Annotated in this window: 23 protein-coding genes; 10 read left to right on the forward strand and 13 right to left on the reverse strand. The window is 43.5% G+C overall.

The genetic code is table 11. From position 1 onward, the window contains the following. Positions 1–4: 4 nt before the first annotated feature. Positions 5–541: a 2-oxoacid:ferredoxin oxidoreductase subunit gamma family protein gene (locus ACU52_RS02930; RefSeq protein WP_021853315.1), complete on the forward strand. Its 537-nt coding sequence runs from the start codon at positions 5–7 to the stop codon at positions 539–541. Positions 542–937: 396 nt separating this feature from the next. Here the strand turns inward: ACU52_RS02930 and cobC are convergent, their stop codons facing one another. From cobC to cobU, 4 genes are read right to left on the reverse strand one after another with little or no spacing between them, the layout of a single operon-like run. Continuing rightward, complete coding sequence (gene cobC, locus ACU52_RS02935; RefSeq protein WP_053397707.1) at positions 938–1,465, reverse strand: alpha-ribazole phosphatase; 528 nt, start codon at positions 1,463–1,465, stop codon at positions 938–940. Then, on the reverse strand, positions 1,447–2,268 hold the full coding sequence (locus ACU52_RS02940; RefSeq protein ID WP_053397708.1) for an adenosylcobinamide-GDP ribazoletransferase: 822 nt from the start codon (positions 2,266–2,268) through the stop codon (positions 1,447–1,449). The genes cobC and ACU52_RS02940 overlap by 19 nt, the downstream gene beginning before the upstream one ends. After that, a complete protein-coding gene (gene cobT, locus ACU52_RS02945; protein ID WP_082335147.1) occupies positions 2,243–3,295 on the reverse strand; it encodes a nicotinate-nucleotide--dimethylbenzimidazole phosphoribosyltransferase in 1,053 nt (350 codons plus the stop codon). The genes ACU52_RS02940 and cobT overlap by 26 nt, the downstream gene beginning before the upstream one ends. A gap of 46 nt (positions 3,296–3,341) precedes the next feature. Beyond that, the gene (gene cobU / locus ACU52_RS02950) at positions 3,342–3,869 is read right to left on the reverse strand and encodes a bifunctional adenosylcobinamide kinase/adenosylcobinamide-phosphate guanylyltransferase (RefSeq protein ID WP_053397710.1); all 528 of its coding nucleotides are present in this window, start codon (positions 3,867–3,869) and stop codon (positions 3,342–3,344) included. Positions 3,870–4,442: 573 nt separating this feature from the next. Between cobU and ACU52_RS02955 the strand changes: the two genes are divergently transcribed. From ACU52_RS02955 to ilvC, 6 genes are all read left to right on the forward strand, one after another. Beyond that, entirely contained in the window at positions 4,443–5,585 is a 1,143-nt protein-coding gene (locus ACU52_RS02955; protein WP_021853376.1) for an OmpA family protein, read from the forward strand. 840 nt (positions 5,586–6,425) lie between these two features. Next, complete coding sequence (gene ilvD, locus ACU52_RS02960) at positions 6,426–8,228, forward strand: dihydroxy-acid dehydratase (RefSeq protein WP_053397711.1); 1,803 nt, start codon at positions 6,426–6,428, stop codon at positions 8,226–8,228. A 169-nt stretch (positions 8,229–8,397) separates the two neighbouring features. Further along, entirely contained in the window at positions 8,398–10,113 is a 1,716-nt protein-coding gene (ilvB, locus tag ACU52_RS02965; RefSeq protein ID WP_053397712.1) for a biosynthetic-type acetolactate synthase large subunit, read from the forward strand. Positions 10,114–10,121: 8 nt separating this feature from the next. Further along, positions 10,122–10,679, forward strand: a complete 558-nt coding sequence (gene ilvN / locus ACU52_RS02970) for an acetolactate synthase small subunit (RefSeq protein WP_053397766.1) — start codon at positions 10,122–10,124, stop codon at positions 10,677–10,679. Next, positions 10,673–11,443 carry an acyl-[acyl-carrier-protein] thioesterase gene (locus ACU52_RS02975; protein WP_053397713.1) on the forward strand — a complete coding sequence of 257 codons (771 nt, stop codon included), beginning with the start codon at positions 10,673–10,675 and terminating at the stop codon, positions 11,441–11,443. The genes ilvN and ACU52_RS02975 overlap by 7 nt, the downstream gene beginning before the upstream one ends. Before the next feature lie 124 nt (positions 11,444–11,567). Continuing rightward, a complete protein-coding gene (gene ilvC / locus ACU52_RS02980) occupies positions 11,568–12,611 on the forward strand; it encodes a ketol-acid reductoisomerase (protein WP_053397714.1) in 1,044 nt (347 codons plus the stop codon). Positions 12,612–12,752: 141 nt separating this feature from the next. Here ilvC and ACU52_RS02985 read toward each other — a convergent pair whose 3' ends face one another. From ACU52_RS02985 to ACU52_RS03000, 4 genes are all read right to left on the reverse strand, one after another. Then, positions 12,753–14,669 (reverse strand): RecQ family ATP-dependent DNA helicase, encoded by a 1,917-nt coding sequence (locus tag ACU52_RS02985; protein ID WP_053397767.1) that lies wholly within the window; start codon positions 14,667–14,669, stop codon positions 12,753–12,755. Positions 14,670–14,741: 72 nt separating this feature from the next. Then, positions 14,742–16,478 carry a single-stranded-DNA-specific exonuclease RecJ gene (gene recJ, locus ACU52_RS02990; RefSeq protein WP_021853369.1) on the reverse strand — a complete coding sequence of 579 codons (1,737 nt, stop codon included), beginning with the start codon at positions 16,476–16,478 and terminating at the stop codon, positions 14,742–14,744. 294 nt (positions 16,479–16,772) lie between these two features. After that, positions 16,773–17,978: a C1 family peptidase gene (locus ACU52_RS02995; RefSeq protein WP_021853368.1), complete on the reverse strand. Its 1,206-nt coding sequence runs from the start codon at positions 17,976–17,978 to the stop codon at positions 16,773–16,775. A 25-nt stretch (positions 17,979–18,003) separates the two neighbouring features. Next, positions 18,004–19,401, reverse strand: a complete 1,398-nt coding sequence (locus ACU52_RS03000) for an aminopeptidase P family protein (RefSeq protein WP_053397715.1) — start codon at positions 19,399–19,401, stop codon at positions 18,004–18,006. 362 nt (positions 19,402–19,763) lie between these two features. On the opposite strand from ACU52_RS03000, the gene ACU52_RS03005 reads away from it, so the two are divergent. After that, on the forward strand, positions 19,764–20,612 hold the full coding sequence (locus tag ACU52_RS03005; protein ID WP_021853366.1) for a patatin-like phospholipase family protein: 849 nt from the start codon (positions 19,764–19,766) through the stop codon (positions 20,610–20,612). 439 nt (positions 20,613–21,051) lie between these two features. Here ACU52_RS03005 and ACU52_RS03010 read toward each other — a convergent pair whose 3' ends face one another. Then, positions 21,052–21,585, reverse strand: coding sequence for a DUF805 domain-containing protein (locus ACU52_RS03010; RefSeq protein WP_082335140.1), 534 nt, complete (start codon positions 21,583–21,585; stop codon positions 21,052–21,054). A 150-nt stretch (positions 21,586–21,735) separates the two neighbouring features. Further along, positions 21,736–22,413 (reverse strand): tRNA (guanosine(37)-N1)-methyltransferase TrmD, encoded by a 678-nt coding sequence (trmD, locus tag ACU52_RS03015; RefSeq protein ID WP_053397717.1) that lies wholly within the window; start codon positions 22,411–22,413, stop codon positions 21,736–21,738. Positions 22,414–22,712: 299 nt separating this feature from the next. Here trmD and ACU52_RS03020 point away from each other — a divergent pair, with 299 nt between their 5' ends. After that, complete coding sequence (locus ACU52_RS03020; RefSeq protein ID WP_147630749.1) at positions 22,713–23,024, forward strand: hypothetical protein; 312 nt, start codon at positions 22,713–22,715, stop codon at positions 23,022–23,024. 177 nt (positions 23,025–23,201) lie between these two features. Here ACU52_RS03020 and ACU52_RS03025 read toward each other — a convergent pair whose 3' ends face one another. Beyond that, positions 23,202–23,627 carry an HIT family protein gene (locus tag ACU52_RS03025; RefSeq protein ID WP_021853361.1) on the reverse strand — a complete coding sequence of 142 codons (426 nt, stop codon included), beginning with the start codon at positions 23,625–23,627 and terminating at the stop codon, positions 23,202–23,204. A gap of 211 nt (positions 23,628–23,838) precedes the next feature. Here ACU52_RS03025 and ACU52_RS03030 point away from each other — a divergent pair, with 211 nt between their 5' ends. Beyond that, complete coding sequence (locus ACU52_RS03030) at positions 23,839–24,039, forward strand: hypothetical protein (protein ID WP_147630750.1); 201 nt, start codon at positions 23,839–23,841, stop codon at positions 24,037–24,039. Between the two features lie 133 nt (positions 24,040–24,172). On the opposite strand, the gene ACU52_RS03035 is transcribed toward ACU52_RS03030, so the two are convergent. Further along, positions 24,173–24,823, reverse strand: a complete 651-nt coding sequence (locus ACU52_RS03035; RefSeq protein ID WP_053397720.1) for a CatB-related O-acetyltransferase — start codon at positions 24,821–24,823, stop codon at positions 24,173–24,175. Between the two features lie 12 nt (positions 24,824–24,835). Beyond that, positions 24,836–26,125, reverse strand: a complete 1,290-nt coding sequence (locus ACU52_RS03040; RefSeq protein WP_053397768.1) for an MATE family efflux transporter — start codon at positions 26,123–26,125, stop codon at positions 24,836–24,838. Between the last annotated feature and the right edge of the window lie 489 nt (positions 26,126–26,614).

The following is a 26,614-nucleotide window of genomic DNA, read 5'->3' on the forward strand; positions in this document are numbered from 1 at the left end:
ACCTATGAAAAAGGAAATTATTATATCAGGATTCGGCGGACAGGGTGTGCTGTCTATGGGCAAGATTCTTGCTTATTCTGGACTTATGGAGGACAAGGAAGTCACATGGATGCCGGCATATGGTCCTGAACAGCGTGGTGGAACGTGTAATGTTACTGTTATCGTCAGTGACGAGCGCGTGTCTTCTCCGATCGTGAGTGAATATGATGTCGCTATCGTGCTCAACCAGCCTTCACTGGATAAATTCGAGCCGAAAGTAAAGAAGGGCGGCTTCCTTATCTATGACACATCAGGTATAATCAATCCTCCTAAGCGTACAGATATTACAGTATGTCCTATCGCAGCAATGGACAAGGCCGTTGAGATGAAGAACTCAAAGGTTTTCAATATGATTGTTTTGGGCGGACTGCTCAAGGTTTGTCCTGTTGTAAGCGACAAGGGTGTCGAGAAGGCTCTGTATAAGACTCTGCCTGAGCGTCACCACGGACTTATTCCTCTGAACATGGAGGCTATAACAGCTGGTAAGGAAATCATCGGCTAAACATAAGTTATCACTGCTCTTGCCTGGCCTTCATGGCTGGCAGGATGCAAGATAACCGGCAGACCGTTTTCAAAGGTTAGTATATTTGTTTGTACTAGCGTTGAAAACGGTCTGATTTTTTATCAAAATATTAAGAATGCTGTAAACAGACTATTGAACAGTACTATTTTGCATGATGAAATGCGTTATTTTGTTATGCAAAAGGTATGTTTTTGCGTAGCCTGTGTGGCATGTATATATTTTCTTGGAAAACTTATCACTTATCACATTCTTGCATAACATATTGAATGTGAGAATCTTTTGCTGTGATGAGTCTGTGTTATAACTCATCACAGTAAAAGAAATGTTTGCCAAAATTACTATAAGTGGCGCAGACGATTATTGATGCAGAATATCTCAGATGGTAATTTTTTCAATTCCTCCGTATGGCGCAAGATGTTTAAAACAGTCTTTTTCACTGAATAGCTTGCCATAAATTCCTGCGCACATAAGCACTCCGCCGTGGGCAAAAATGGCAACGCGTCTGTAAGGTTTTTGCTTTAGCTCGTCTAAAAATTCCGCTACGCGCGCATACATCATCGGAAAACTTTCGCCGTTGGTTGTTGGTTGGTGCATATAGTCGTCATACCATCTTTGCAGGTTCTCATCTTCTATCTCGTCAAAGAGTTTCATCTCCCAGCTGCCCATGTTCATTTCCTTCAGTCTGTCGTCAACAACAGGATTTGCCCATCCGCAATACTCGGCAAGCTTTCTTGCTCTTGTAAGCGGTGATGAGAACACCATGTCGAACTCGAGATGCTCAATGTTTTTCTTTGTTATGGCTGCTTCCTGCTCAAATGTATCGGCCACGGGCACGTCGCTCCATCCATAACATGTGCCTTTAGGCACATTTACACTTGTGTGTCTTATGAGAATAACGTCCATAATTGTCTGTTGTTGAAAAATTGGGATGAAACTGTAAGGTAGAACGACAGCTCAATAAGCAGAAACATCGCTCCGCAGCAGTCGCCCGTATATCCTCTCAGCCTACGCCAAATTAAGAGATAAAGAAAATACATAACAAGGCCGGGAATGAATATTATCAAGTCCCAGCGAACAAGTCCCCAGCATGTAAGCACGAGTGGAGCTAGCGGCGCCATGCCTTGAATAAACAGGCTTATGCCAGCCTTAATGTTCATTTTGCGGTAAACAACGTGTGCTTTCGACTCTTCTTCCGTCCGGGCATACGGCATCATCATTATAATCTGCCCTGCAAGCATCTTGCTGTAAGGGTCGGCTGCTAATACTGTCAGTGCAGCCAGTTTCGCCGGCATGGCCGTAAGTGCGAAGAAGAGAATCAGCAGATACATCACAATTCCAACTACGCCGAAGGTACCCGTGCGCGAGTCTTTCATTATGTCTAGAATGCGTTGTCTGTTGTTTCCGCCACCGCCAAAACCGTCGAAAAAGTCGGTAAGACCATCTTCATGTAAGGCTCCCGTTATCAGAAGTCTTGCCACGATAGCCATAAGTACGGCTATTGTATGCGGCAGAATCATTCCGCCAAAATAAATTACGGCAGCCATGATTCCGCCTGTAAGCCATCCTGTCAGCGGCCAGTGCTCAACCACAGTGCGGTAGCTTTCCTTAGGAGGTTCGTGCAGTCGCCAAAAAGGCAGTCTTGTAAAGAAGATAAACGACGCCCATATGTTGTCGTACCATTTAGAAGTATTTAGTAATATTCGCATTGTCAAAGTTGTTCATTTCGTTAATCATTCTGACAGAGCTGTCTATAATAGGGAAGGCACACAGCGCGCCTGTACCTTCGCCAAGCCTTAGTCCCAGGCTCAACAGCGGCTTTGCGCCAAGAAGTTCAAGCATCTTTCGGTGTCCTGTTTCGTCGCCCTTATGTCCGAAAATCATATAATTCTTTACCTCAGGGTAAAGCATGCTGGCTGCCAGAGCGCATGCTGTCATGATAAATCCGTCAACCATTATGATAATGTGACGTTCTGCCGCACGCAGCATGGCACCTATTGTGCTCACCATCTCGAAACCGCCAAAGCAGCGTATTATAGTAGTCGGGTCGGGTGTGTTGCCGTGCCGGTTTCTGAAGTTTCTCACTGCGTCTGCCAAAACCTCATATTTATGTCTTATTCCCGGCGAGTCGAGTCCTGCGCCGGCACCAACGCACTCTTCAAGCTCAATGTTGCCAAACAGACTCATCCATACGCTTGAAGGTGATGTGTTTGCTATGCCCATTTCGCCAAGGCATATAATATTGCAGCCGTTGTCTGCCACGCACTTGTCAACCATTTCGCAGCCTATGTTTATGGCCTGCTCAAACTGTTCTTCAGTCATGGCGTCCTCGTATCTGAAATTGGCTGTTCCGTTGGCAATCTTGCGGTTGATTATCTCCTTATATTCCGTCAGGTCATGGTCTACGCCCGTGTCAACAAGATAAAGTCTGAAGCCATGCTGGCGGCAAAACATGTTGACACCGCCGCCGCCACGGGTAAAGTTTATCATCTGCTGCCATGTAACATCGCGTGGCGACACGCTTACATTCTCGCGTTCAACGCCATGATCACTGCCGAAAAGAATATGGCACTGGCCCGTGAGCTTTGGCGACAATGTCTGCTGTATAAGGCAAATCTGAACTGCCAGACTTTCGAGTCTTCCAAGCGAGCCCTTGGGCTTGTTCAGATTGTCGATTTTTTTTATTATATCCTCTTTTATACTGTTGTCTGGTGCTTTTATTTCAAAATTTTTCATAATCATATAGTTTAAGGATCTTTACTGCCGGATAGAGTCTTGTGGCTTACTTTATTTTTACCGGAATGCCGCAGACCATCATTATCACCTCATCAGCCTTTGATGCCACATACTGGTTCATCCATCCCTGCATGTCGGTAAATCTGCGTTGAACGGCGTTGCCGCTCACTTCTCCGCTGCCAATTTCGTTGGTGACGAATATGAAAGTGTTGTCTTTATCCGTAAACTTGTCAAACTCTTTCTTTATTTCTTCGAGAGCCTCGCTCACAGTAGGTTGGGTGTCGGCGTCAGCTTCACGGTCAAAGAAGAAATTGGTACACCAAAGGGTGACGCAGTCAATCACTATTACCTTATTATATATGTCGTGCTTGCTGAGATATTTTTCCTCTTCAATGTTTGTCCATTGTTCACCTCTTCGTTCCTGATGTTTTCTTACTCTTTCCTTGAATTCGTCGTCCCATACGTGAGCCGTGGCAAGATATACAGGATTGTCCGAGAGGCTCAAAGCAAGTTTCTCTGCATATACGCTTTTACCCGAGCGCTGTCCGCCGGTAATAAGAATAATCTTTTTCATATAATGCAAAGGTAATGCAATTTACATTAATATGATAAAAAGTTTATTCGTTTTTTATTTCCGTAGTATTCTTTTATTTATGATTGGTATTTGCCTTTCGGGTAGTTTTGGCCGTCAGCCGTGTTTTTACTTTTATGCAGACCATGCCATGGTTGGCTAAACTTTAATGAAAACATATAAAACTAATATGCAGCATAATGCCTGACAGCGGGAGGGACAATAAGCAATGTGAATAATAAACGTGGCGTTTAGCTTAATCGGGTATTCAAATATATTTACAAATAGGACGTTGCGGCATATTTTATTGCCGTTTTCCTGACTTTTTGTATATATTTTATATTTTTATTTTATAAAACTAAAAAACGTCATATTGTAAATCTCACAGTTAAATCACTTTTAATTTGCTGCTGCTTATTATAAAGTACCAATATTTTGTCCTTTTCTACGTTAATACATACAATTATTTTTCTTAATCTAATTATTTGTCTCTAATAATTTGTTTTGTAAATATTAATTTGTATCTTTGTGTACTGCAATTATTAATAAATTGTTTATAATTTAAATTTTAAGAAAATGAAGAAGTTGTTATTTATGTTTGTTGCTGCATTGGCAACTGCATCTGTTTCAGCTCAGACAGTAACTGAAAGCAAGACTTTCGATAATTTTTATATTGGAGTCAATGGCGGTTTTGCAACCAAAACTACCGGTCATGCATGGCTTAAGGATCTGAATCCTAATCTCGGATTGCGTATCGGCCGTAATTTCACTCCGGTATTTGGTCTTGCTGCAGAAAGCAATGTTTATTTGTCTAACAAGCCGGGCGAGTCAATCGGAACATTTGTGCGTTCGATGAATACATCTTTGCTCGGAACTGTTAACCTTAGCAACTGGTTTGGCGGATATCCTGGTGAGCCGCGTTTGTTTGAAGTTTCTGTTCTCGGCGGTTTAGGATGGGGACACGTGTTTGGTCATCCGTCTGAAGTGTATAACGACGACGCTCTTACATCTAAGGCAGCCATTGACTTTACATTTAATCTTGGCAAGGCTAAGGCATGGCAGTTCTACATTGAGCCTGCTATGATCTGGACACTTGGAGGCTATAATGGCGGAACACACGCTATTAAGTATAATGTAAACAACTCTGGCTTCCAGCTTAATGTTGGTTTTAACTACAAGTTTAAGAATTCTAACGGCACACACAACTTCACAATTGCCGAACTGCGTGACCAGTCAGAGATTGACGGCCTGAATGCTAAAATCAACGACCTGCGCAGCGATTTGAACGGTAAGGATGCACAGCTTGCTGCTAAAGACCGTCAGATTGCAGATCTGCAGAAGGCTCTTGATGAGTGCAACAGAAGACCTAAGTATGAGAAGCCTGCAACAGCAACCAACCTGCAGCCTACAGTATTGTTCCGTCAGGGCAAGTCTGTCGTAGATCCTGCTCAGTATGCTCCGATTGAGCTTATTGCACAGTACATGAAGAATCATCCTGATGCAAAGGTTGAAATTAAGGGATATGCTTCTCCTGAAGGCTCTGCAGAGCGTAACCAGCAGCTGTCAGAAGAGCGTGCAGCAGCCGTTAAGAAGATCTTGGTTAACAAGTACAAGATTTCTGCTGACCGTCTTACAACAGTAGGTTGTGGCGCTACAGACAAGCTGTTCGAGCAGGTAGAATTCAACCGCGTAGCTACATTCAACGACAATACTAAGTAATTTTACATAGTAAATCATAAAAAAATCTCCGTCCCAAATAGGGCGGAGATTTTTTGTATAATTATATTGCATGTATAAAGCTTGTTTCCCTGAAATTAATGAATGGTTTTGCAGTCGTAACTCAGTCACTTTTGATGCAAAAGTGGGTGGTTTTCACATCAAAAACAACCCACTTTCATTTCGAAACAAAACATAGTGCAGATTCTTTCTGTGTTGATTGTATTTTCCGTATAATATGTTAATTTGTAATTTATTTACGAGGAAATATTACAGATTTTTGGCGTTGAATCTGTTTGCGATTTTGTGTCTTGTTGTTGATGCAGATTTTTATCTTTTAGTTGTCATGCCAAATCTGTTCAATATTTGCCATAAAGTTTGTCCAGTTTTCCATGTCTTTGCCGCTTGTCGTGTTTTGTGGCATTATTGATGTTATTTAGCTTTATCTGGTTTTGTTATGCCGGATCAGAGAGAGAAATATTATAGTCCGTTATGATTGCCCACATGTATAATTGTGTGGCAATAAATAATTGATGCCGTTGATGTATTCCTATTCGATTTTTTCGCTTTTATGTCGAATATTTTTATACTTTGTTGCGTGACATTATTTTATTATATTATCGATAATCATGACAAGTGTTTTGTATAAATGGAATAATTGTAACATCTTGAAATTGCACATTTAAGATATATATGTGCAATAAAATCTTTCAATTTATCACATTTTATACTTGTTTTCCGATAAAATTTGTTTGATGGCTTAATTATTTATTATATTTGTTGTTGTTTGTGGGAAAAAAGTATAACTTTGCACATACGTACAAGTGAAAAATTTGAGAGAATATGAAACACAAGTTGAGAAGTGCGGTTTGTACAGAAGGACGACGTATGGCAGGGGCGCGAGCCCTGTGGGTTGCTGCAGGCATGAAGCATAAGCAGTTTGGAAAGCCCATCATTGCCATCGTCAACTCATTTACGCAGTTTGTCCCGGGACATACACATTTACATGAAATCGGCCAGATCGTAAAGGCTGAGATTGAAAGTATGGGATGTTATGCCGCAGAATTCAACACGATAGCGATTGATGACGGTATAGCAATGGGACACGACGGAATGCTATATTCGCTGCCGTCGCGCGATATCATTGCCGATTCTGTTGAATATATGGTTAATGCCCATAAGGCAGACGCAATGATATGTATCTCAAATTGTGATAAAGTTACGCCTGGCATGCTTATGGCAGCCATGCGATTAAACATACCGGCCGTATTCTGCAGCGGCGGACCTATGGAGGCTGGACGATGGAACGGCGAGAATGCCGATCTGATAACGGCCATGGTTAAAGGAGCCGACCCGAGTGTCAGCGATGACGAAATGCGCCAGATAGAGAGTTGTGCCTGTCCTGGCTGTGGATGCTGCTCGGGTATGTTCACGGCAAACTCTATGAATTCGCTCACAGAGGCCATAGGCCTTTCGCTTCCTGGCAATGGTACAATTCTGGCCACGCACAAGAACCGCATACAGCTGTTTAAGGATGCCGCGCGCCAGATTGTGGCAAATGCCATGAGGTATTATGAAGAAGGAGACGAGAGTGTCCTGCCGCGCAATATTGCTACGCGTGAAGCCTTTCTGAATGCCATGACACTCGACATAGCCATGGGAGGAAGCACCAATACGGTGCTGCATCTTTTGGCTGTTGCTCAAGAGGCTGGGGCTGATTTTACCATGTCTGACATAGATGAGCTTAGCCGCAGGGTGCCTTGTCTGTGTAAGCTGGCTCCAAATACGCAGAAGTATAGCCTGCAAGAATGTAACCGGGCTGGCGGAATATTCGGAATAATAAATGAACTGGCCAAGGGCGGACTGATCAACGAAGGCGTGATGCGTGTTGACGGAAAAACGCTGGGTGAACAACTTAGAAAATATGACATAACGGGCAATGGCATTGATGGTGATGCGGAACGCATATACCGCAGTGCGCCTGGCAGAAAGTTTTCTACCGTTATGGGCTCGCAGGACGAACAGTGGGATACGCTCGACACAGACCGCTCGGCAGGTTGCATACGCGACATAGAGCATGCCTATACAAAAGACGGAGGATTGGCTGTCTTGTTTGGCAACATCGCGCAAGACGGCTGTGTTGTCAAGACGGCAGGCGTAGACCCTTCAATATGGAAGTTTAGCGGACCGGCAAAGGTCTTTGATTCACAGGAAGATGCCTGTGAGGCTATTCTCGGCGGTAAGGTCAAGAGTGGCGACTGTGTGGTTATCACGCACGAAGGCCCTAAGGGAGGTCCCGGCATGCAGGAGATGCTTTATCCAACGTCTTATATTAAGAGTATGCATCTCGGAACGGAGTGTGCCTTGATTACAGACGGACGCTTCAGCGGCGGAACTTCAGGACTAAGCATAGGGCATATTTCGCCGGAAGCCGCTGCCGGAGGCAACATCGGAAAGATAATTGATGGTGACATCATAGACATAGACATCCCCAACCGCTCAATAAATGTCAGGCTGACGGCTGAAGAGCTTGACTTGAGGCCACAGCGCAAGCTGACCCGAAAGCGTGTCGTAAGCAAGGCCCTGAGAGCTTATGCTCAGAGCGTAAGTTCGGCAGATAAAGGCGGAGTGAGGATTATAGGTTAGTATAAGTTTTTGTGAAGTGTGTTTCATAATCGGTGCCTGCGCCTGTCGTGCGTTGGTGTAATGCCCTGCATGGCACTGTTGACGTATATTGCTTTGTGCGCACGGCTTTGTGCGTATGGCGTCGGTTATGTTACTTGTTACTTGACACAACAAAAAATATTGAGAGAGTATGGCAAAGGAAATGATAACAGGAGCAGAGGCTCTGATGAGGGCTCTGAAAGAAGAAAACGTGAAAACCATTTTCGGTTATCCTGGCGGATCTATTCTGCCGGTTTTCGATGCCCTTTATGATTATACACGCGGTGACAAAAAGGCTTTTGAGCATATTCTCGTCAGGCATGAACAGTCGGCTGCCCATGCGGCAGAAGGATACTCACGTGCCAGCGGCGACGTAGGAGTATGTATCGTAACAAGTGGTCCGGGAGCAACAAATACGCTTACAGGCATTGCAGATGCAATGATGGACTCAACACCGATAGTCGTTATTGCCGGACAGGTGGGCGTAGATGTGCTTGGCACTGACTCTTTTCAGGAAGTCGACCTTGTTGGCGTGTCGCAGCCTATAAGCAAGTGGAGTTATCAGATACGCCGTGCAGAGGATGTGGCATGGGCCGTAAGCCGTGCCTTTTATATAGCACGCTCAGGCCGTCCTGGTCCTGTAGTGTTAGATTTTCCAAAGAATGCCCAGGTGTCTCTCACAGAGTATGAGCCGTGTCGTGTAGACTTTGTACGTGGCTATGTGCCTTATCCCACTGTAGACGCAGAGGCCGTAAGCCGTGCTGCAGAGCTTATTAATAACGCAAAAAAGCCGTTGGCACTTGTAGGGCACGGTGTGGAGCTTGGCAATGCACAGCAAGAGCTTGTCGACTTTATCGAGAAGGCCGGCATACCGGCCGCCCGCACCATGCTTGGACTTTCGGCTCTTCCAACCGGCCATCCGCTTAATATGGGGATGCTAGGCATGCACGGCAACTATGCACCAAACATGAAAGAGCAGGAGTGTGACGTGCTGATAGCCATAGGCATGCGTTTCAGCGATCGTGTTATCTGTAATCCTGCCACTTATGCCAAACAGGCAAAAATAATACAGCTCGATATTGACGGGGCTGAGATAGACAAAAACGTTAAGACCGACGTTGCCGTTGTAGCAGACTGTAAGGAGTCGTTGCCGGCAATTACAAAGCTGTTAAGGCCTAATTCACACAAAGAATGGTGTGAGAGTTTCAGACCGTTGTATGAAGAGGAATACGAGAAGGTTATCAGGCCTGCAACTTGCCCGTCGTCAGGTCCGCTTCTTATGGGTGAAGTGGTTAAGGCTGTGGCTGATGCAACAGGAGGCGATGCCGTTCTCGTTAATGATGTAGGACAGAATCAGATGTTTTCGTGCCGTTACTTTAGATATAACAAGAAACGCTCCGTAGTGAGCAGCGGCGGCTTGGGAACCATGGGCTACGGACTTCCGGCTGCTATAGGAGCTGCCTATGCCGTGCCTGATCGTCAGATTTGTATGTTTACCGGCGACGGAAGTTTTCAGATGAGCATACACGAACTCGGTACGATAATGGAACATCGTATTCCGGTTAAGGTGATTCTGATGAACAATAACTATTTGGGCAATGTGCGTCAGTGGCAGGATTTGTTTTTCGACAGCCGTCAGGCGTTTACAAGGATGACAAATCCATGTTACGGCGGAATATGTGACGGGTATCACATACCATATATTTTTGTGTCTGAAAGAGAATTGTTGAAGAATGCAGTTCATAAAATGTTGTCAACAGAAGGACCATTTGTGTTGGAGTGTGCTGTTAAGGAGGAAGATAATGTAATGCCGATGGTTCCTCCGGGATGTTCGGTCAACGAGATGTTGCTTGAAGTAAACAGATAATGGCGGGTATGGAAACAAAAGACAGAAAATTATATACAATGTTGGTCTATTCAGAAAACATTGCCGGTATACTTAACCAGATAACAGCCGTGTTTACGCGGCGTCAGGTTAATATCGAAAGTCTGAATGTGTCAGCCTCAAGCATCGAGGGTGTTCACAAGTACACCATAACGGCATGGAGCGACGAAGACCTGATAAAAACAATAACCAAGCATATCGAGAAGAAAATAGATGTGATAAAGGCTGATTATTACACGGACGATGACCTTTTTATACGTGAGGTGGGGCTTTATAAACTTTCAACGGGCGAAGTTCTTGCTAATCCCGAAATATCGCGTGTAATCAGAAAGGCTGACGCCCGCATTATTGATGTAAACCCTACGTTCTGCTGCGTAATGCTGAGCGGAATGACGGAAGATATTACAGGACTCTATTACGCTCTCGACAAGTTTAAATGCTTGTTGCAGTATACCCGCAGCGGGCGTATTGCCATAACCCGCAGTAAGGTGGAGCAGGTCAGTGAATTTTTAGAATTACAGGAAAAAAATAGGAATAAAAAATGTTAGACAAAGTAGGAAAATACGAGTTTTTGGCAGAACCGTTTCATTGTGATTTCTCAAAACGTCTCTTTATGGGACATCTTGGCAATCACATGCTTAATGCCGCAGATTTTCATGCAGCCCATCGTGGTTTTGGCATGACATACCTTAACCCTTTGCATAAGACATGGGTGTTGTCGCGTCTGGCTATCGAGATGGAAAAGATGCCGCCGCAATATGCCAAGTTTTATGTTGAAACATGGGTAGAAGGAGTGATGAAATTTTTTACCAATCGTAATTTTCGTGTAGTTGATGCAGAAGACGAAAATCTGGTTTATGGCTATGGCCGCAGTATTTGGGCCCTGATAGACACCGACTCTCGTCAGCCGCAGAACATCATGGATATACGTGACGGTGAGATACTCAACTATATAGAAACGGACAAGGCTTGTCCTATTGGTGCATTGTCGCGTGTCAGGATGAGTAAAGACGCCGGGCTTGTTGCCTCTGTGCCAACTCATTACAGCGACGTTGACGTAAACGGTCATATTAACAGCGTAAAGTATATTGAGCATGTTCTCGATTTATTTGCGCTTGATACGTATCGTGAATATAGGATAAAGCGTTTCGACATTGCTTATGTGGCCGAAAGCTATTATGGGGATACGTTGAACTATTACAGGGAAGATGTTTCTGATGATGTGTTCTGCGTACGCATAACAAGAGTGCCGCCTGAGTCTTCAGAAGAAACTGAAGTCTGTAGATGTAAGATCGAATTTGTTAAAGATTAACAGTTCAAGCACTATTTTTGCTTTAACGGCAGGTGCTTACTGCTGTCTTTATGTGAAAGTAAGAAATATGTAACGTCTAATCTGCAGCCTCGGATACGGGGCTGCTTAAACAAACATTTTTATTATGGCAGAAATGAATTTTGGTGGCGTGATAGAAACAGTGGTCACCAGTAAAGAATTTTCTTTAGAGAAGGCACGTGAAGTTCTTCAGAACGAAACGATAGCTGTATTAGGTTATGGAATTCAGGGACCTGGGCAGGCATGCAATTTGCGTGATAATGGCTTTAATGTTATTATAGGTCAGCGTGAAGGCAAAACTTATGATAAGGCTGTTGCCGACGGATGGGTGCCCGGAAAGACATTGTTTTCAATTGAAGAGGCTGCCGCAAAGGGTACGATTATATGTATGCTGCTGTCTGACGCCGGTCAGATATCGGTGTGGCCTAAGGTTAAACCTTATCTGACAAAAGGAAAGGCACTTTACTATTCTCATGGATTTGCCATAAACTGGAGCGACCGCACTGGTGTAGTTCCTCCAGGTGATGTTGACGTTATTATGGTTGCCCCAAAGGGTTCGGGCACATCGCTCCGTACAATGTTTCGTGAAGGGCGTGGGCTAAACTGTTCTTATGCCGTTTATCAGGATGCTACCGGTAAGGCAGAAGAGCGTACAATAGCATTCGGTATAGGTATCGGGGCTGGATATCTCTTTAAGACTACCTTTGAGCGTGAGGCTACAAGCGACCTCACCGGTGAGCGTGGCTCGCTGATGGGTGCTATTGAAGGACTTTTTGAGGCTCAGTATCAGGTGCTACGTGAGCATGGACATTCTCCCTCAGAGGCGTTTAATGAGACTGTTGAGGAGCTTACCCAGAGTCTTGCTCCGCTTTTCGGCGAGAAAGGCATGGACTGGATGTATGCCAACTGTTCTACAACGGCCCAGCGCGGTGCTCTTGACTGGGCTCCACGTTTCCGTGATGCTATTAAGCCGGTGATGGAGTGGCTTTATCTTTCTGTAAAGTCGGGTAACGAGGCACAGATTTCCATCGACAGCAACTCTAAGCCTGATTATCGTGAAAAGCTTAATGAGGAACTGCGGCAGATGCGTGAGAGCGAGATGTGGCAGGCTGGTATGACTGTCCGCAAGCTGCGTCCTGAAAATAATTGATTATATATTTGACATGCTGATAATTATACAGGCGTGGGGCAGTGATGTTCCGCGTCTGTTTTTATTATGTAAGAGTTTGTATTGTTGTATCAGGATAGATGCTCGGATGTGTCTGGTATTCAGGTTGTAGCATACGGTCTGTTATCCTTTTCTGAGCACTACCATTCCGTCTGAGAGATATATTTTTTCTTCGTTTAGCATGTATTCAACAGCATATTCTATTGCATCTCTGTTGAAGTTAATGTTTTTTATCTCTGTGATGCAGTGTGGCTTTTTGTCGCTTAGGAGTTCTGTAATAAGTTCCTCGGCTCTTTTCTGTTCGTTTTTGTTTTCGCGGTGCTTTTTATGTGCAATACAGACATCGCATTGGTTACAGTCAGTAGAGCGCTCTTCGCCGAAATACCTTAGCAGCTGCCGGCTGCGGCATATGTCGTCATTTGTAGCATAATTTATCATGGCCTCGATGCGCTCCATGTATTCTTTCTTACGGTTGTCGTATATTTCCTTGCTCAGCACCAGACGCTCCATTTCTTCGCGTCGCTGAGTGTATGTTATGTGTGGAATTTTTTTCCTTGGTATGAAATGAAGAATACGGCGTGCAGTCATGTCTTTCAGAATCATGTATGTTTCAGGCACGGTTAGTCCGGCTTGCTGTGCCACAAGACTTTCGTCAATGTAGCAGAAGTCGGAAAATAATCCTCCGTAGCACCTTAGCAGTGCCGTTATCACAGCATTCTCCCTTTCGTTGAGGCTGTCGAGCATATTCAGTTCGTTGCGGCCTAAAAGCATTCTTATCTGAGCTTTATTGTCTGATTCTTCGTCATAGTCGATATATCCGGCTCTGGAAAGAATCTTTAGTGCCGATCCTGCTTGTATGGGAAAATGCTTAAAGGCAACACAGAAGCGGTCGATGTTGAACTCGAATCTGCATCCTTGTCCGCTCCCCATGCCTATTTGATAAAAGTAGGCAAGATGTTCATACACAAGGCGTATATAGTCTTTGTCTGGGAAAGTCTCTTCTATTCTTCTTCTCAGTTTGCCTTTGTCGCTGCCGTTATAAAGCAGTACGGCATAGGCTTTCTTTCCGTCGCGTCCGGCTCTTCCTGCTTCCTGAAAATATGCTTCAGGAGAATCTGGGCAGTCGTGATGTATAACGAGTCTTACGTTAGGTTTGTCGATGCCCATTCCGAATGCATTTGTGGCAACCATAACGCGTGCCTTGCCCTCATGCCATTCCTTCTGGCGTTCGTCTCTTGCGGCACTTTCCAGTCCGGCATTATAGTAGGTTGCGCTTATCTTGCGTTTGCATAGCTCGGCTGCAATTTCTTTTGAACGTTTACGGCTTCTTACGTAAACAATGGCAGAGCCGCTTACACTATTGAGAATGTGGAGCATCTCTTCAAACTTGTCATCGGCCTTTCTTACGATATATGCAAGGTTTTTGCGTTCAAAACTCATCTTGAACACATTTTTTTCTTTGAAGCCGAGTTTGTCTTGAATGTCGTCTACAACCTTTGGTGTTGCTGTTGCTGTCAGGGCCAGTATTGGTGCGTCTGGCTTTAGTTTTCTTATGTCTGATATCTTGAGGTAAGACGGCCTGAAGTCATAGCCCCACTGACTTATGCAGTGGGCTTCGTCAACTGTTATGAAGCTTACGTTCATATGGCTCATCTTCTTCTGGAATAGTTCAGAAGACAGGCGTTCAGGTGATACATACAGGATTTTTACTCCGCCGAATATGGCATTTTCTAGTGTAGTTATAATATCTGCATGCATCATACCCGAATAAACAGCTGCCGCCTTGATGCCTTTGTGCCTAAGGTTTACTACCTGGTCCTTCATCAGTGCAATCAAGGGCGTGATGACGATGCATACCCCTTTCATTGAGAGAGCCGGCACTTGAAAAGTAATTGATTTGCCTCCGCCTGTCGGCATCAGACCAAGTGTGTCACGTCCGGCGCAGATACTGTCGATAATCTCTCGCTGAATGCCCCTAAAGTCGTCATACCCCCAGTTGTCGCGAAGTATCTTTCTGTATTTGTCGTCAGTCGTCACCATCGTTTGTGTATATGATATATTTTGTCCGTCCACGAAATATGCAAGCGTTTCCGTGGACAGACAAAAATATTGTTAGTTTGTTTCTTCTTCGTCTTCTGCAGGACGTATGTCCTCTATTTGCAGCTGGATACCATTGTGTTTAAAAACATTGTCTTCAATGGTGTATGCAATGTCAAAGCTGCGTTTTGATTTTATATATCGTGCCGATCCGCTTTGCCCGAAAGCAATGCCGTTCATCACGTTGTTTGATTTTGAGTCTACAAGTTCTAGTTTTATGTGTTCCTGTTCTCTTCCTACCACCTTGCTTGTGCCAAAGTCGTAAACGTCTGTAGTGCAGAACAGGGGTTTGGGATTTTGTGGACCAAACGGACTTAGCTTCTTGATTTCAGAATGCAGCTTACGCGTTATATCTTTGAAGTCGATTACGGCGTCAATGTTGAGTATAGCTTCTGTCTGTTCGGGTTGTATGTGCTCGTCAACATATTTCTGAAAACGTTTCATGAATTCGGGCACATCCTTCCATTTCAGTGTCAGACCGGCAGCGTAAGTGTGCCCGCCAAAGTTTATCAGCAGGTCGCGGCAGCTTTTTATGGCGGAATAAACGTCGAAGCCCGTAACGCTCCTTGCAGAACCTGTGGCCAGATCGTCTTCACGCGTCATTACTATTGTTGGACGAAAATAGATTTCTGTCAGCCTTGAAGCCACTATGCCAATTATGCCTTTCTTCCAGTTTTCGTCATACAGCACAATGCTTGAGCGCCTGTTCTGACTCTCTATTTTTGCCACAATCTGGTTGGCCTCTTCTGTCATTTGCTTGTCAATGTCCTTGCGCTGCTCGTTGTATTCGTTTATATGCTTTGCCTCTTTAAGTGCGCTGCCAAGGTCTTTTTCAACAAGCAGGTCAACGCTCTCGCGTCCGTTCTCCATGCGTCCTGATGCGTTGATGCGTGGTCCGATTTTGAACACTATGTCGCTCATTGTTATCGTGCGTCCGTTTAGTCCGCAGATATCAATGATGGCTTTTAGTCCGATGTTCGGATTCTGGTTGAGCTGTTTAAGACCGTGGTATGCCAATATTCTGTTTTCTTCCACTACGGGCACAATGTCTGCAGCTATACTTACTGCGCAGAAGTCGAGCAGGGGCACTAAACGTGAGAATGGTATGCCGTTGTTCTTGGCGAAAGCCTGCATAAACTTGAAGCCTACACCGCATCCGCACAAGTGCTTGAACGGGTAAGAGTCGTCAGGGCGTTTGGGGTTAAGTATTGCTACAGCCGGAGGCATAATCTCGTCGGGCACGTGATGGTCACATATAATGAAGTCGATGCCAAGGCTCTTGGCATATTCTATTTCGCTTATGGCCTTTATGCCGCAATCGAGGATTATTATCAGTTTTACACCAGTTTCATGGGCATAGTCAATACCCTTATAGCTCACTCCATATCCTTCATCGTAGCGGTCGGGTATGTAGTAATCTATGTTAGAGTAGAATTGCTGTAAGAATTTATACACGAGTGCGACGGCAGTGCATCCGTCAACATCGTAGTCACCATACACCATAATGCGCTCTTTTCGTCCCATGGCATCGTTCAGTCTGTCAACGGCCACGTCCATATCCTTCATAAGGAACGGATTTATCAGGTCGTTGAGCTGAGGACGGAAGAAACGTTTAGCAGCAGATTCGGTGGTAATGTTTCGCCGTATTAGTATTCCGGCCATAACGGGGCTTATGCCCAGTTTTGCTCCCAGCTCTTCAGCTGCCTTTTTCTGTTCTGATGTTGGTGATTCGTAGTTCCATTTGAAGTGCATTTATATTGTTTTTTATTTCTCTTTCCCGGTTGCCATTGTCAATTTGTATAAAATGGCGTGTAAAGTTACAAATAAAAAACAAGAAAACGGTGATTTCTGACAGAAAAGTTCAGAAATCACCGCTTTTGTTCTTAAGCTACATTGTAACTGCTTTTGTTTGTCCTGCCGGTTTTTGGCGCCCGTCTCATGCAGCTTTTTGCTGACGTTCGAAGGCCTTTATGTCTTTTATACAGCAACCTTGGGTTGTCTGTCTGCAATGTTATGTTTCCGGTCAGTCCTGCAGTTGTCTGTATGTTAGTTTAAGCCGAGCTTTTTACGGATATCCTTAGGTATGGCGTTCTTGTTAACCATGAAGCTCATAGTCTTGTATGCAACATAGTTCTTTGACATGTACCAAATTCCTTTGTAGTCGCCATACTCGCCCCAAGAGTTCTTAACCATATAGTATTCGCGTCCGTTCTTGTCTTTAGCGATACCGAAGATTACCATTCCGTGGTCGTCAGTTGTCTCCCAGTTGTCGAAAGCTTCCTGGCGCATTTCCTGTGTAGGAACGATTTCAGGAGCGTCAACTCCGAGAGAATCGAGCTTGCTCTTCTTTTCTGTAGAAGAAAGCTTGAACCATCTGTCTGCGTCTGTTCCGGCCATGCTGCGTACTTTCTTTACGTCGTATGCGATACCGAGACCCATGCGTGTGAATCCGTCTTCTGTAACGTCGCCGCCCCATGCTACGGTGTAGCCTTCGTTGATGGCATTGTCAATAATCTTCATCATCTCGTCCATAGGAACATTGTATGATGTTGCCCAGCGCCAGTTGTCCTGAACTTCTACAGGGAACTGTGTGTAGAACGGGTGATGTGTGTAGCTTGTTATTGAAACATAGTCGTCAAAGTTGAGGCCGAGGCTTGCTGCGAATGTCTGCGGAGTATACTTCTTGCCTTCATAAACAAACTCCTTCGGGCATTCTCCTAAGTATGAGTCGATGATACCCTGCAGACCTTTCTGCCACTGCTTAGAAATCTTCTTTGCCTTGCTCTTTGATACAGCTGCAACATACGGCTCCATAACACCGAAGAACTCTTCGAAGTTAGCCAAAGAGTCGCCTGTCAGAGTGCCGGGTGCCGGCATGGCTGTTTCAGGGCAGATACCGTGGTTCTTAAGAATATAGAGCACGTCCTCAGAGCTTCCGCCCTGTGAGAACTGGCTGTCGCCGTGCATTCTTACAGTAAGGATGGCACGCTCCATGTAGTCCTTGTTGGCTACGAACATTTCGCAGAGGTCGTAAGTCTTGCCTGTCTTTTTCAGAATTTCGTTCTCAAAGAAACTCAGTGTAGAGTAAGCCCAGCAGGTACCGCTGCGGTTCTGGTCTTTGATACTTGTGATCTTGTTCTCCTTAATGGTTGTGAACACAGGTTTGTTCTTTTCCGCAGTTCCTTTCTTGTCCTGCGCGTTCATGCCTGTTGCTATACAAGCCAACAGAGCCATTGCAATTAACTTTTTCATTTTTCTATAAGTATTGTTTTGGGTTTTAGTTGTTTCTCATGAATTCTTCAACATCGTCCGGATGATAAGGTATGCGCTCCGTGCCGAGGAATCTGCATCCGTCGTCAGTTATCAGCAGGTCGTCTTCAATACGTATGCCGCCGAAATCCTTGTAGGTTTCGAGCATCTCATAGTTGATGAAGTCTTTGTGCAGTCCTTGCGACTTCCAGTCGTCTATGAGTGCAGGTATGAAATAAATGCCCGGTTCGTCTGTGACAACAAAGCCTTTTTCGAGGCGGCGTCCCATGCGCAGGCAGTTTGTGCCAAATTGTGTTGAAGGCTGTATCTCGTCGTCGAAGCCTACATAGTTCTGTCCGAGTCCTTCCATGTCGTGTACGTCCATACCCATCATGTGGCCAAGTCCGTGAGGCAGGAACATTGCATGTGCTCCGGCTCTTACAGCCTCTTCTGTGTCGCCCTTCATCAGGCCGATTTCTTTCAGTTTGTCGGTCATCAGACGGCATACAGCCATGTGTACGTCATACCATTTTACACCTGGTTTGGCTACATCGAGCACATAGTCGTGGCAGGCCTCAACGATGCTGTATATTTCACGCTGGCGCTGAGTGAACTTGCCGTTTACGGGATATGTGCGGGTGTTGTCTGAGCAGTAGTTGTTGCGGTTTTCTGCACCAGAGTCGCACAAAGCCAGCCTGCCGCTCTCAAGAACGTCCCATGACGGTGTGCCGTGCATTATCTCTCCATGCTGTGTGAATATTGTTGCGAAGCTTACCATTGCTCCATAAGAGTGTGCTGTTCCGTCAACCTGTCCGCCGATAAACTTCTCGGTGAATCCGGGTTTAGTCAGCCTCATGGCTGTTGTATGCATCTTGTAGCCAATAGAGCATGCGTCTTCAATCTCGGCTATCTCCTGCGGCTCTTTCGTAGAGCGCATCTTCACCACAGCTTTTATCAGTTCGAGTGATGCAGCCTCTTTCTGCTGGTTTGGATGAATGCCAAGCAGGTCGAATATCTGCAGCTTGGTGTCATATCTGTATGGCGGCAGGAAATGTATTGGCCTTTTCTGTTTCAGCGCATTGTTGCATATAATCTGCAGCGACTTCATCGGGGCAGTATTGGCTACGCCAACGCTTTCAGCCATGTCCTTCACGCTGTTTACAGAGCCGAACCATACGATGTCTTCAATGTCGATGTCGTTGCCCACGAGCGTTTCGGTGCCTTCGTCGATGTCAATCACGCCTACAAGCCCGTCGCGGTTAAGTCCGAAATAATAAAGGAACGAAGAGTCCTGACGGAACGGATAGTAGCTGTTTGAAGGGTAATTGACAGGTGAGTCGTTATTACCGAACAAAATCACGATGCCACTCTTTACGAGCTTTCTCAACTCGGCGCGGCGGCTTACGTAGGTTTCCTTGCTGAACATATTCGTATATAAATGCTTGTTAAACTAAATTTCGTCACTCTGTGGCGTGGTTGTTTTTCCAGTAACTTTTATGGTGTGTCAGGCTTTTTCAACTCGTTTTTCACAGATATATAACTTCAATATTGCAAAGATAATGCAAATCATGTGCAGAACAAAATAAAATCAATTTATTTTTATAACAAAATGTCACTTATTTTAATTTGTTGGTCTGTAAAACATGTTATAATGATATCCTCAGGGCTGAATATGCATGCAAAAAAGTTACAGATGTTTGTTTTTTTGATTTTTTATATTGTAAATTACTTTAAAATATATGCCGTTAAAACTAAAATCATTAACTTTGCAAAGTTTTTTAGTGAGTTATGCGTATTGACAGAAATACAGGATTGGTTCTTGAGGGCGGCGGCATGCGCGGTGTGTTCACCAGCGGCGTGCTGGACGGCTTTATGAAGCATGACATGTATTTTCATTACGTTGTTGCAGTTTCGGCCGGAGCATGTAACGGCATGTCGTATATGAGCCGCCAGATACGCCGCGCCCGTATTTCCAACATCGACTATCTTTCAAAATATAAGTACATAGGTCTGCGACATCTGGTTACGCAGGGTTGCATCTTCGACCGTAAACTGCTTTATGACGATTTCCCAAATACGTTGCTGCCTTATGATTTTGAAGCATTCTTCAATAATCCTGACGTCTTCGAGATGGTTACCACCAACTGCCTGACCGGACGTGCATGCTACCTTACAGAGAAGCACGACCGCCAGCGCCTGCTTGACATTGTTCGTGCAAGCAGCAGCCTGCCTTATGTCAGCAAGATTGTAAATGTTGACGGCATACCTATGCTCGACGGAGGAATAGTAGACAGCATACCTGTAATGAGGGCCATGGAGCAGGGGCATCACAAGAATGTTGTTGTCCTTACGCGCAACTATGGTTTTCGCAGCAAGGAGAAAGACCATAAGATACCGCGTTTTGTATATAAGAACTATCCACGGCTGCGCGTGGTGTTGAGCCATCGCTGTGAGGCTTACAACCGCCAACTTGAAATGATAGAGGAAATGGAGCGTGCCGGACAGATATTATGCATACGTCCAGAGCGCCCTATGGAGGTCGGACGTATAGAGAAGGATGTAGATAAACTTGAACGGCTTTATGAGGAAGGCTATGCCTTAGGTGAGAAGTTCTGCCGTGAGCAGGGATATTGCTGAGCCAGCCGGTGTCATGTGGCAGCATGTTGATAGGGGCGGGGGCTAAATGTCGTGGACTTATTAATGCGTAGTCTGTTTCCGCATACTGTTTTATTCCTTGAATTTATGCCGGCGTCAATATCGGCGAGGACAGGGAATTTGCGTTTGCTCTAACTCGTTGATTGTCAATGTATTGTAAAAGGCCATGTTTTGCATCGCGAAACATGGCCTTTTATAACCTAATATGCCTCCTTTTGCGTTGCGAAAGGAAGCATATTGAAAAACGGATGATTGTATGTCTGTAAACTCCAGCATGAGTTTTTACAATATTTTTTCGTAAAATGTCGTCATGCTTGTCTGTTAAGAGTGATGCAACAATTAGGCAAGCTTGTCCGCTAAAGTTTTTTAGCTGCCATCGTGCTGTAAATCCTTTTATTGCAACTCTTTGTCTGTTTGCTTTTTATTTGATTTCCTGAAAGTCGCCGTTGTTTACAATATATTTAGGCGACGGGCCATATTTATTCTCTTCAGGCTTGCCGTCCATGACGCAGAACACCAGGATGCTGATGTTCAGGAAGAAGAGCAGCAGCATTGAAGTCATGACGATAGGGTCGCTCATGATCTTTACGGCAATGCTTGGGTCAGGATTTACCGTAGTCATGGCCTCGAGATATCCTGTTGACGACATATATATATTGTACAATATATTTATTATGATGCTTGCTGCAACCCACCAGCCTCCGTGTCCGCGGTCGTGCAGGCGGCGCACCGTAACGGAGCAGATAGAGAGCAGAAGGAGCATTGACACAACAGAACTTACGACTTGCATTCCTGCAAGTGACAGATTGAGTACAACGCTTACAACGGCATAAAGGAGCCAAAACCACCATAATTCAGAACGGCGTGCACGGCCCTTAAAGTCGGTCAGTTTGCTTAACACTGTTTTTACAGACTCGCTGAAGCTCATCTGTGGTAATCTTACGATGTCTTCCATAGTTTCAATAAAATTGTTTGTTAATTATATTTGTTATGTCTACGGCTTCAGACACGGGCCGTATTTTCGTTTATTCAGGCCCTGTCTTCTGCACGTCAGAGTGTTTGACATTAATTCAATGTCTCGAATGTATCCAATATACTCTCTGTCTTATTCTTTCAGCAGGTCAGGGCGCAGCCGTCTGGTTCGCTCGTAGCTCTGCTCTATTTCCCAGTCTTTTATCTTGGCCTCGTTTCCGCTTAACAGAATGTCAGGCACTTTCCAACCTTTATAGTCGGCCGGTCTTGTATATATAGGTGCCGACAGCAGGTCGTCCTGAAAGCAGTCAGACAGAGCGCTCTGGTCGTCGCTTATAACTCCCGGTACAAGCCTTACTATTGCATCAGCCATCACCGCTGCCGCCAGCTCTCCGCCCGTAAGCACATAGTCGCCTATGCTTATTTCGCGCGTGATGAGGTGGTCGCGTATTCTCTGGTCAATGCCTTTATAGTGTCCGCACAGAATTATCAGGTTTTTCTTCAGCGACAGGTTGTTGGCCACATGCTGGTCAAACTGCTCACCGTCAGGCGAAGTAAATATTACCTCGTCATATTCTCTTTCGGCCTTCAGAGCCGATATGGCCCGGTCTATTGGCTCACACTGCATCACCATTCCGGCAAATCCGCCGTATGGATAGTCGTCCACGCGTTTCCATTTGTCTGTAGAGTAGTCGCGCAGGTTGTGCAGATATATCTCTGCCAGTCCTTTCTTCTGCGCGCGTGCCAATATGGATTCTCTTACAAATCCCTCGAGCATCTCAGGTAAAACTGTAATTATATCAATTCGCATATTTGCAAAATTATCTAATTTTCTGCCAATATCACAATTTTTAGCCTTTATTTTTATATTTTTTATATAAAACTGCAAGCGAAAAATGATGTCGGTTTAGTTCGTAACGTTATTTTTTTGTGTTAAAAATAATATTGTGTATAGTGAAAAACCGTAAACTTATAATGGCTTTAAGATTAAAATTTCTAAAAAGACATATGCCTATTATGTCGTCTGAAAGCCTTTTTTTATTAATTTTGTGGTGAAAATTTGCAAGAAATCTAATTATTTATTAATCATGTAACTAATTGTTTATCATTATGTCAAAAACGATAGAGCAGCAAATAGAAAAGAGCCGAATGCTCATAACCGGCTTTCGTAGAAACATCAATGTATTGTCTGATAGAGGCGTAACGGAAGCAGAACTGAATGCAATGGACGTAGAACTTCGTAAGCTTGTTGAAATAAATGCAGAGTGCGACAAGCTGCGGGAAGAACTTTCTGTTAAGGTTAAGAATATGAATAGTATTCTAAATGTAGTGAAAGATTCATTCTTTAACTATAAGAAAATAATCAAGCAGAACTATTCGCAGGAAAGATGGATCGATTTTGGTGTTGCCGATAAACGCTGATATGTTTAGATGAATGAAATTTTAAATGTCGGTACTTTATCGTTGGAGCCAAAAGCATTTGATGCTTAATTGATACTGTAGTGCAAATACGTGTCTTGCAGTATAATTGTATATTGTAAATGCCGCCTGTAGGTTTTATTTTCTATTGTCTTACAGGCGGCATTTGTGTTATGTTTATTACAACTCTTTTTTCAGCTTTTCAGCCATGTCGGCATATTCCTCGTCTGTCAGATAAACCTTCTTTGGATTCATCTGAAACACTCCGCCAAAGTCAGGTCCGCCTACATATTTAGGAATCAGGTGAAAATGTAAGTGTGACAGCGTGTCTGAATATGCACCATAGTTTATTTTGTCAGGATTGAACACCTTCTGCATGGCTCTTGTCACTTTCGCCACGTCTGCCATAAAAGCGTTTCTGTCCTCATCACTCAGAAGGTTGAGGTCGTCCACATGGTCTTTGTAAGCCACGAGACAACGTCCGTGATATGTCTGCTCCTTAAAGATAAAGAGGCGCGACACACTAAGTTTGGCTACTTCAATCATCAGTTCGTGCTGTGTCTCATTGTTTTGGCAATAAAGGCACTCTTTAGGATCACTTTTCATGTTTTTGCTTTTGTTTTAGATTGTTTTTATTATTTCGTTTCGCGTTTTTTTCGCGTAGTGTTTGTCTTTATTTAAAGTTCTGCATAGACATATATTTCTCTCTCGTCATATAAAGTTACGGCATGTTTCAAGTCCAAAGCATAACTAATAATAACTTTATGTTGTTATTTAGCCTGCGCAGCAATATTTTATGCAAAGATGCAGCAAGTGAGTGCAGAAACGTCAAGCTTGCTTGGATGTTATGCCGAGGGCAGCAATATCTTATGTAAAGATGCAGCAAGTGAGTGCAGAAATGTCAAGCTTGCTTGGATGTTATGCTGAACGCAGCGATATTTTATGCAAAGATACACCAATTCATGATGAATTCAAAATTATTGAAATTATTTTATTTTCAATGGGCTTTATATTTTAATATCGGTCTGATAAATTAAATTTTAAAATCCACTGAAATATGACCTTAAACTCATTGAGTTTTTATATGAAAATCAATGAGTTTTCAGCCATGTTTCAGTGATTAATTTCTGGTATCGCGTTATTGTGACTATTTATCTCTTAAAATATTCATTTTTTTGATATTTAAGTAATTCGTCAATATCTCCATTAATAATATGTGGCAGACATTGGCGAATCTTGTTTATTGGCCATTCCCACCATTTTAATGTTTCAAGTTTTTGTATTACTCCATCGTCAAACCGTTTGCGTATAGGTCGGGCTGGAACTCCGCCCACTATTGTATATGGAGCCACATCTTTTGTAACGACAGCATGAGCCGCGATAATTGCACCGTCGCCAATGTTGACGCCTGCCATGATGACGGCTTCATAGCCAATCCATACGTCATTTCCTATAATGATATCACCTTTGTTGTCCCATGCTTTTGCCACATCTGATTTTTCTAAGTTCCATTCATCATAAAACAACGGGAATGTATATGTAGATAAAGATTTTAGCGTATGGTTGGCACAGTTGAACAGGAGTTTTGTACCACAGGCAATGGAGCAGAATTTGCCGATTATAAGCCGCTCTCGATTAATCGGATAATGGTATAGTACATTATTTTTCTCGAAATGTATCGGGTCGGAAACAAAGTCATTATAGATGGTATAATCGCCGACAATAATGGACGGGTCTTTAATAACAGCGTTCAGATAAACGGTTTGCTTGTCACCTTTGTGAGGATATATCTTATTCATCATCACTTTAAATTTTTAGTATTGTTTATATTTCAAATAAATGACAGATTGTGTGCCGAGTAATATTACAAATAAATATTCCACGGCCCAATAAGCCGCTAAAGGTACATGGTAATGACACAATGTCCATAATGAAAACAGGTAGACGACGGTAGTAGTCATCTGAAATACGAATACCGCACGCGTAGCTCCTGTTCCTGTAACAGCGTTCAGATATACATAGCCGGGTAATGCAAAGAAATAGTTCAGCAGCATGACAATGAATGGCTGTAATGCAGCTTGCATGATTATCTGATTGCCCGTGTAAGCCATTATTATATAATGATGAAAGAGCAATGCAAGAATAACCAGTGGAATGCCTGCTGTATATCCAATACGGATAATTCTGTTACAAAGAGGAAATACATTCTTCTTTTTACCGGTACCGATTAAGTTACTTACAAGCGAACTTGTCACGCCGGCTAATGCGTTGACAATAACGGAAAATAGTGCGGATATGCTTCTTATTATATTTGATACGGCCAGCTCCGTTTCTCCTAAACGTTCAATAGCCAGAAAGAGCAGAAACCAAATGGCTACGCTTGTAAAATATTGTAACATACTCCATATCGAAACAAAAAAGACTTCTTTCTGTATTTTCAGATCAAAGGCAAAACATAAGCCATACATGTTTTTGTCAATATGCCGTAATATATATGCAGTCAATACGATGAGTGAGCACATTTCTGAAAATGACGATGCCGCAGCTGCTCCTGATATCCCCATGTCAAATTTGAATATAAGGAGCCAGTTCATAGGAATGTTCATAAATACGGCAGTTAAAGCTGCAATATTCAGAGCCTTTGTCCGTGTAATTCCTACTAGAAATGAGCGCAGGGCTAAAAAAGGAAAAGAGAAAAACAATCCCAAAATACGCCAGTCAAGATAACTCATAACTGCATTATAGACGTCATCCGAACTAATCAGATTCTTCAATATAATGGGAGAGAATATCTTTGACGATAGATAAATGATGATTGCCAGAACGGACAGAAAAAAGAGCCCTTGCGATAATGTCTTTCCTGTTTCTGCATACCGTTGTTCTCCATTACGGCGGGCGATAACTACTTGTAGACCTAAACTGAATCCAAAACCGAGCATATATATTGCCAGAAACCATATTCCCGCAAGTGCAGATGCACCTAATTCCACGTCGCCTACATGTCCCAAGAACAAAGCGTCTGTTATGTTTATCAGTTGTTCGATAAGGATGCTCATCATCACAGGGAAAGCGATGAGCCATATTTTCTTGTATGTATAATTCATTTGTTCAAACAAATATGACACAATAAGTTATGCCGTTTTCTGCAGCGTAACATCTTGTAGATTTATAATTATGGATAATGATAAAAAATAATGGACAAACTTATAATATAAGTCTGTCAAAGAAACGATATAGCGTTTGTCGGGTTGCTATTCGTTGGACATTGCTATATGCATACTTGCCATTTCATATTGTTGAACAATTCTATGCTTTGCTGTTGCAAAGATATTAAATTTATTTGTATTTGATAACTTTTATGGGCGTTTTGTTAATGACATTTATTTCTTCTATATATAAATTTGTTGTGTTATTGCTGTGCGGTGATTTATTATTTAATTTATTTTAGATAGAAACTACATTGCTGTTTTGCGAAAATTTGCATTATCTTTGCATAAGATATAGCTGAGCTCGGCATAGCCATTCAGGCAAACTTTATGCCTTTGCTCTCACTTGCATCATCTTTGCATAAGATATATGCGGCTATATATAAG

Source organism: Xylanibacter rarus (assembly GCF_001275135.1).
In the GTDB taxonomy this organism is placed as follows: Bacteria; Bacteroidota; Bacteroidia; order Bacteroidales; family Bacteroidaceae; genus Prevotella; species Prevotella rara.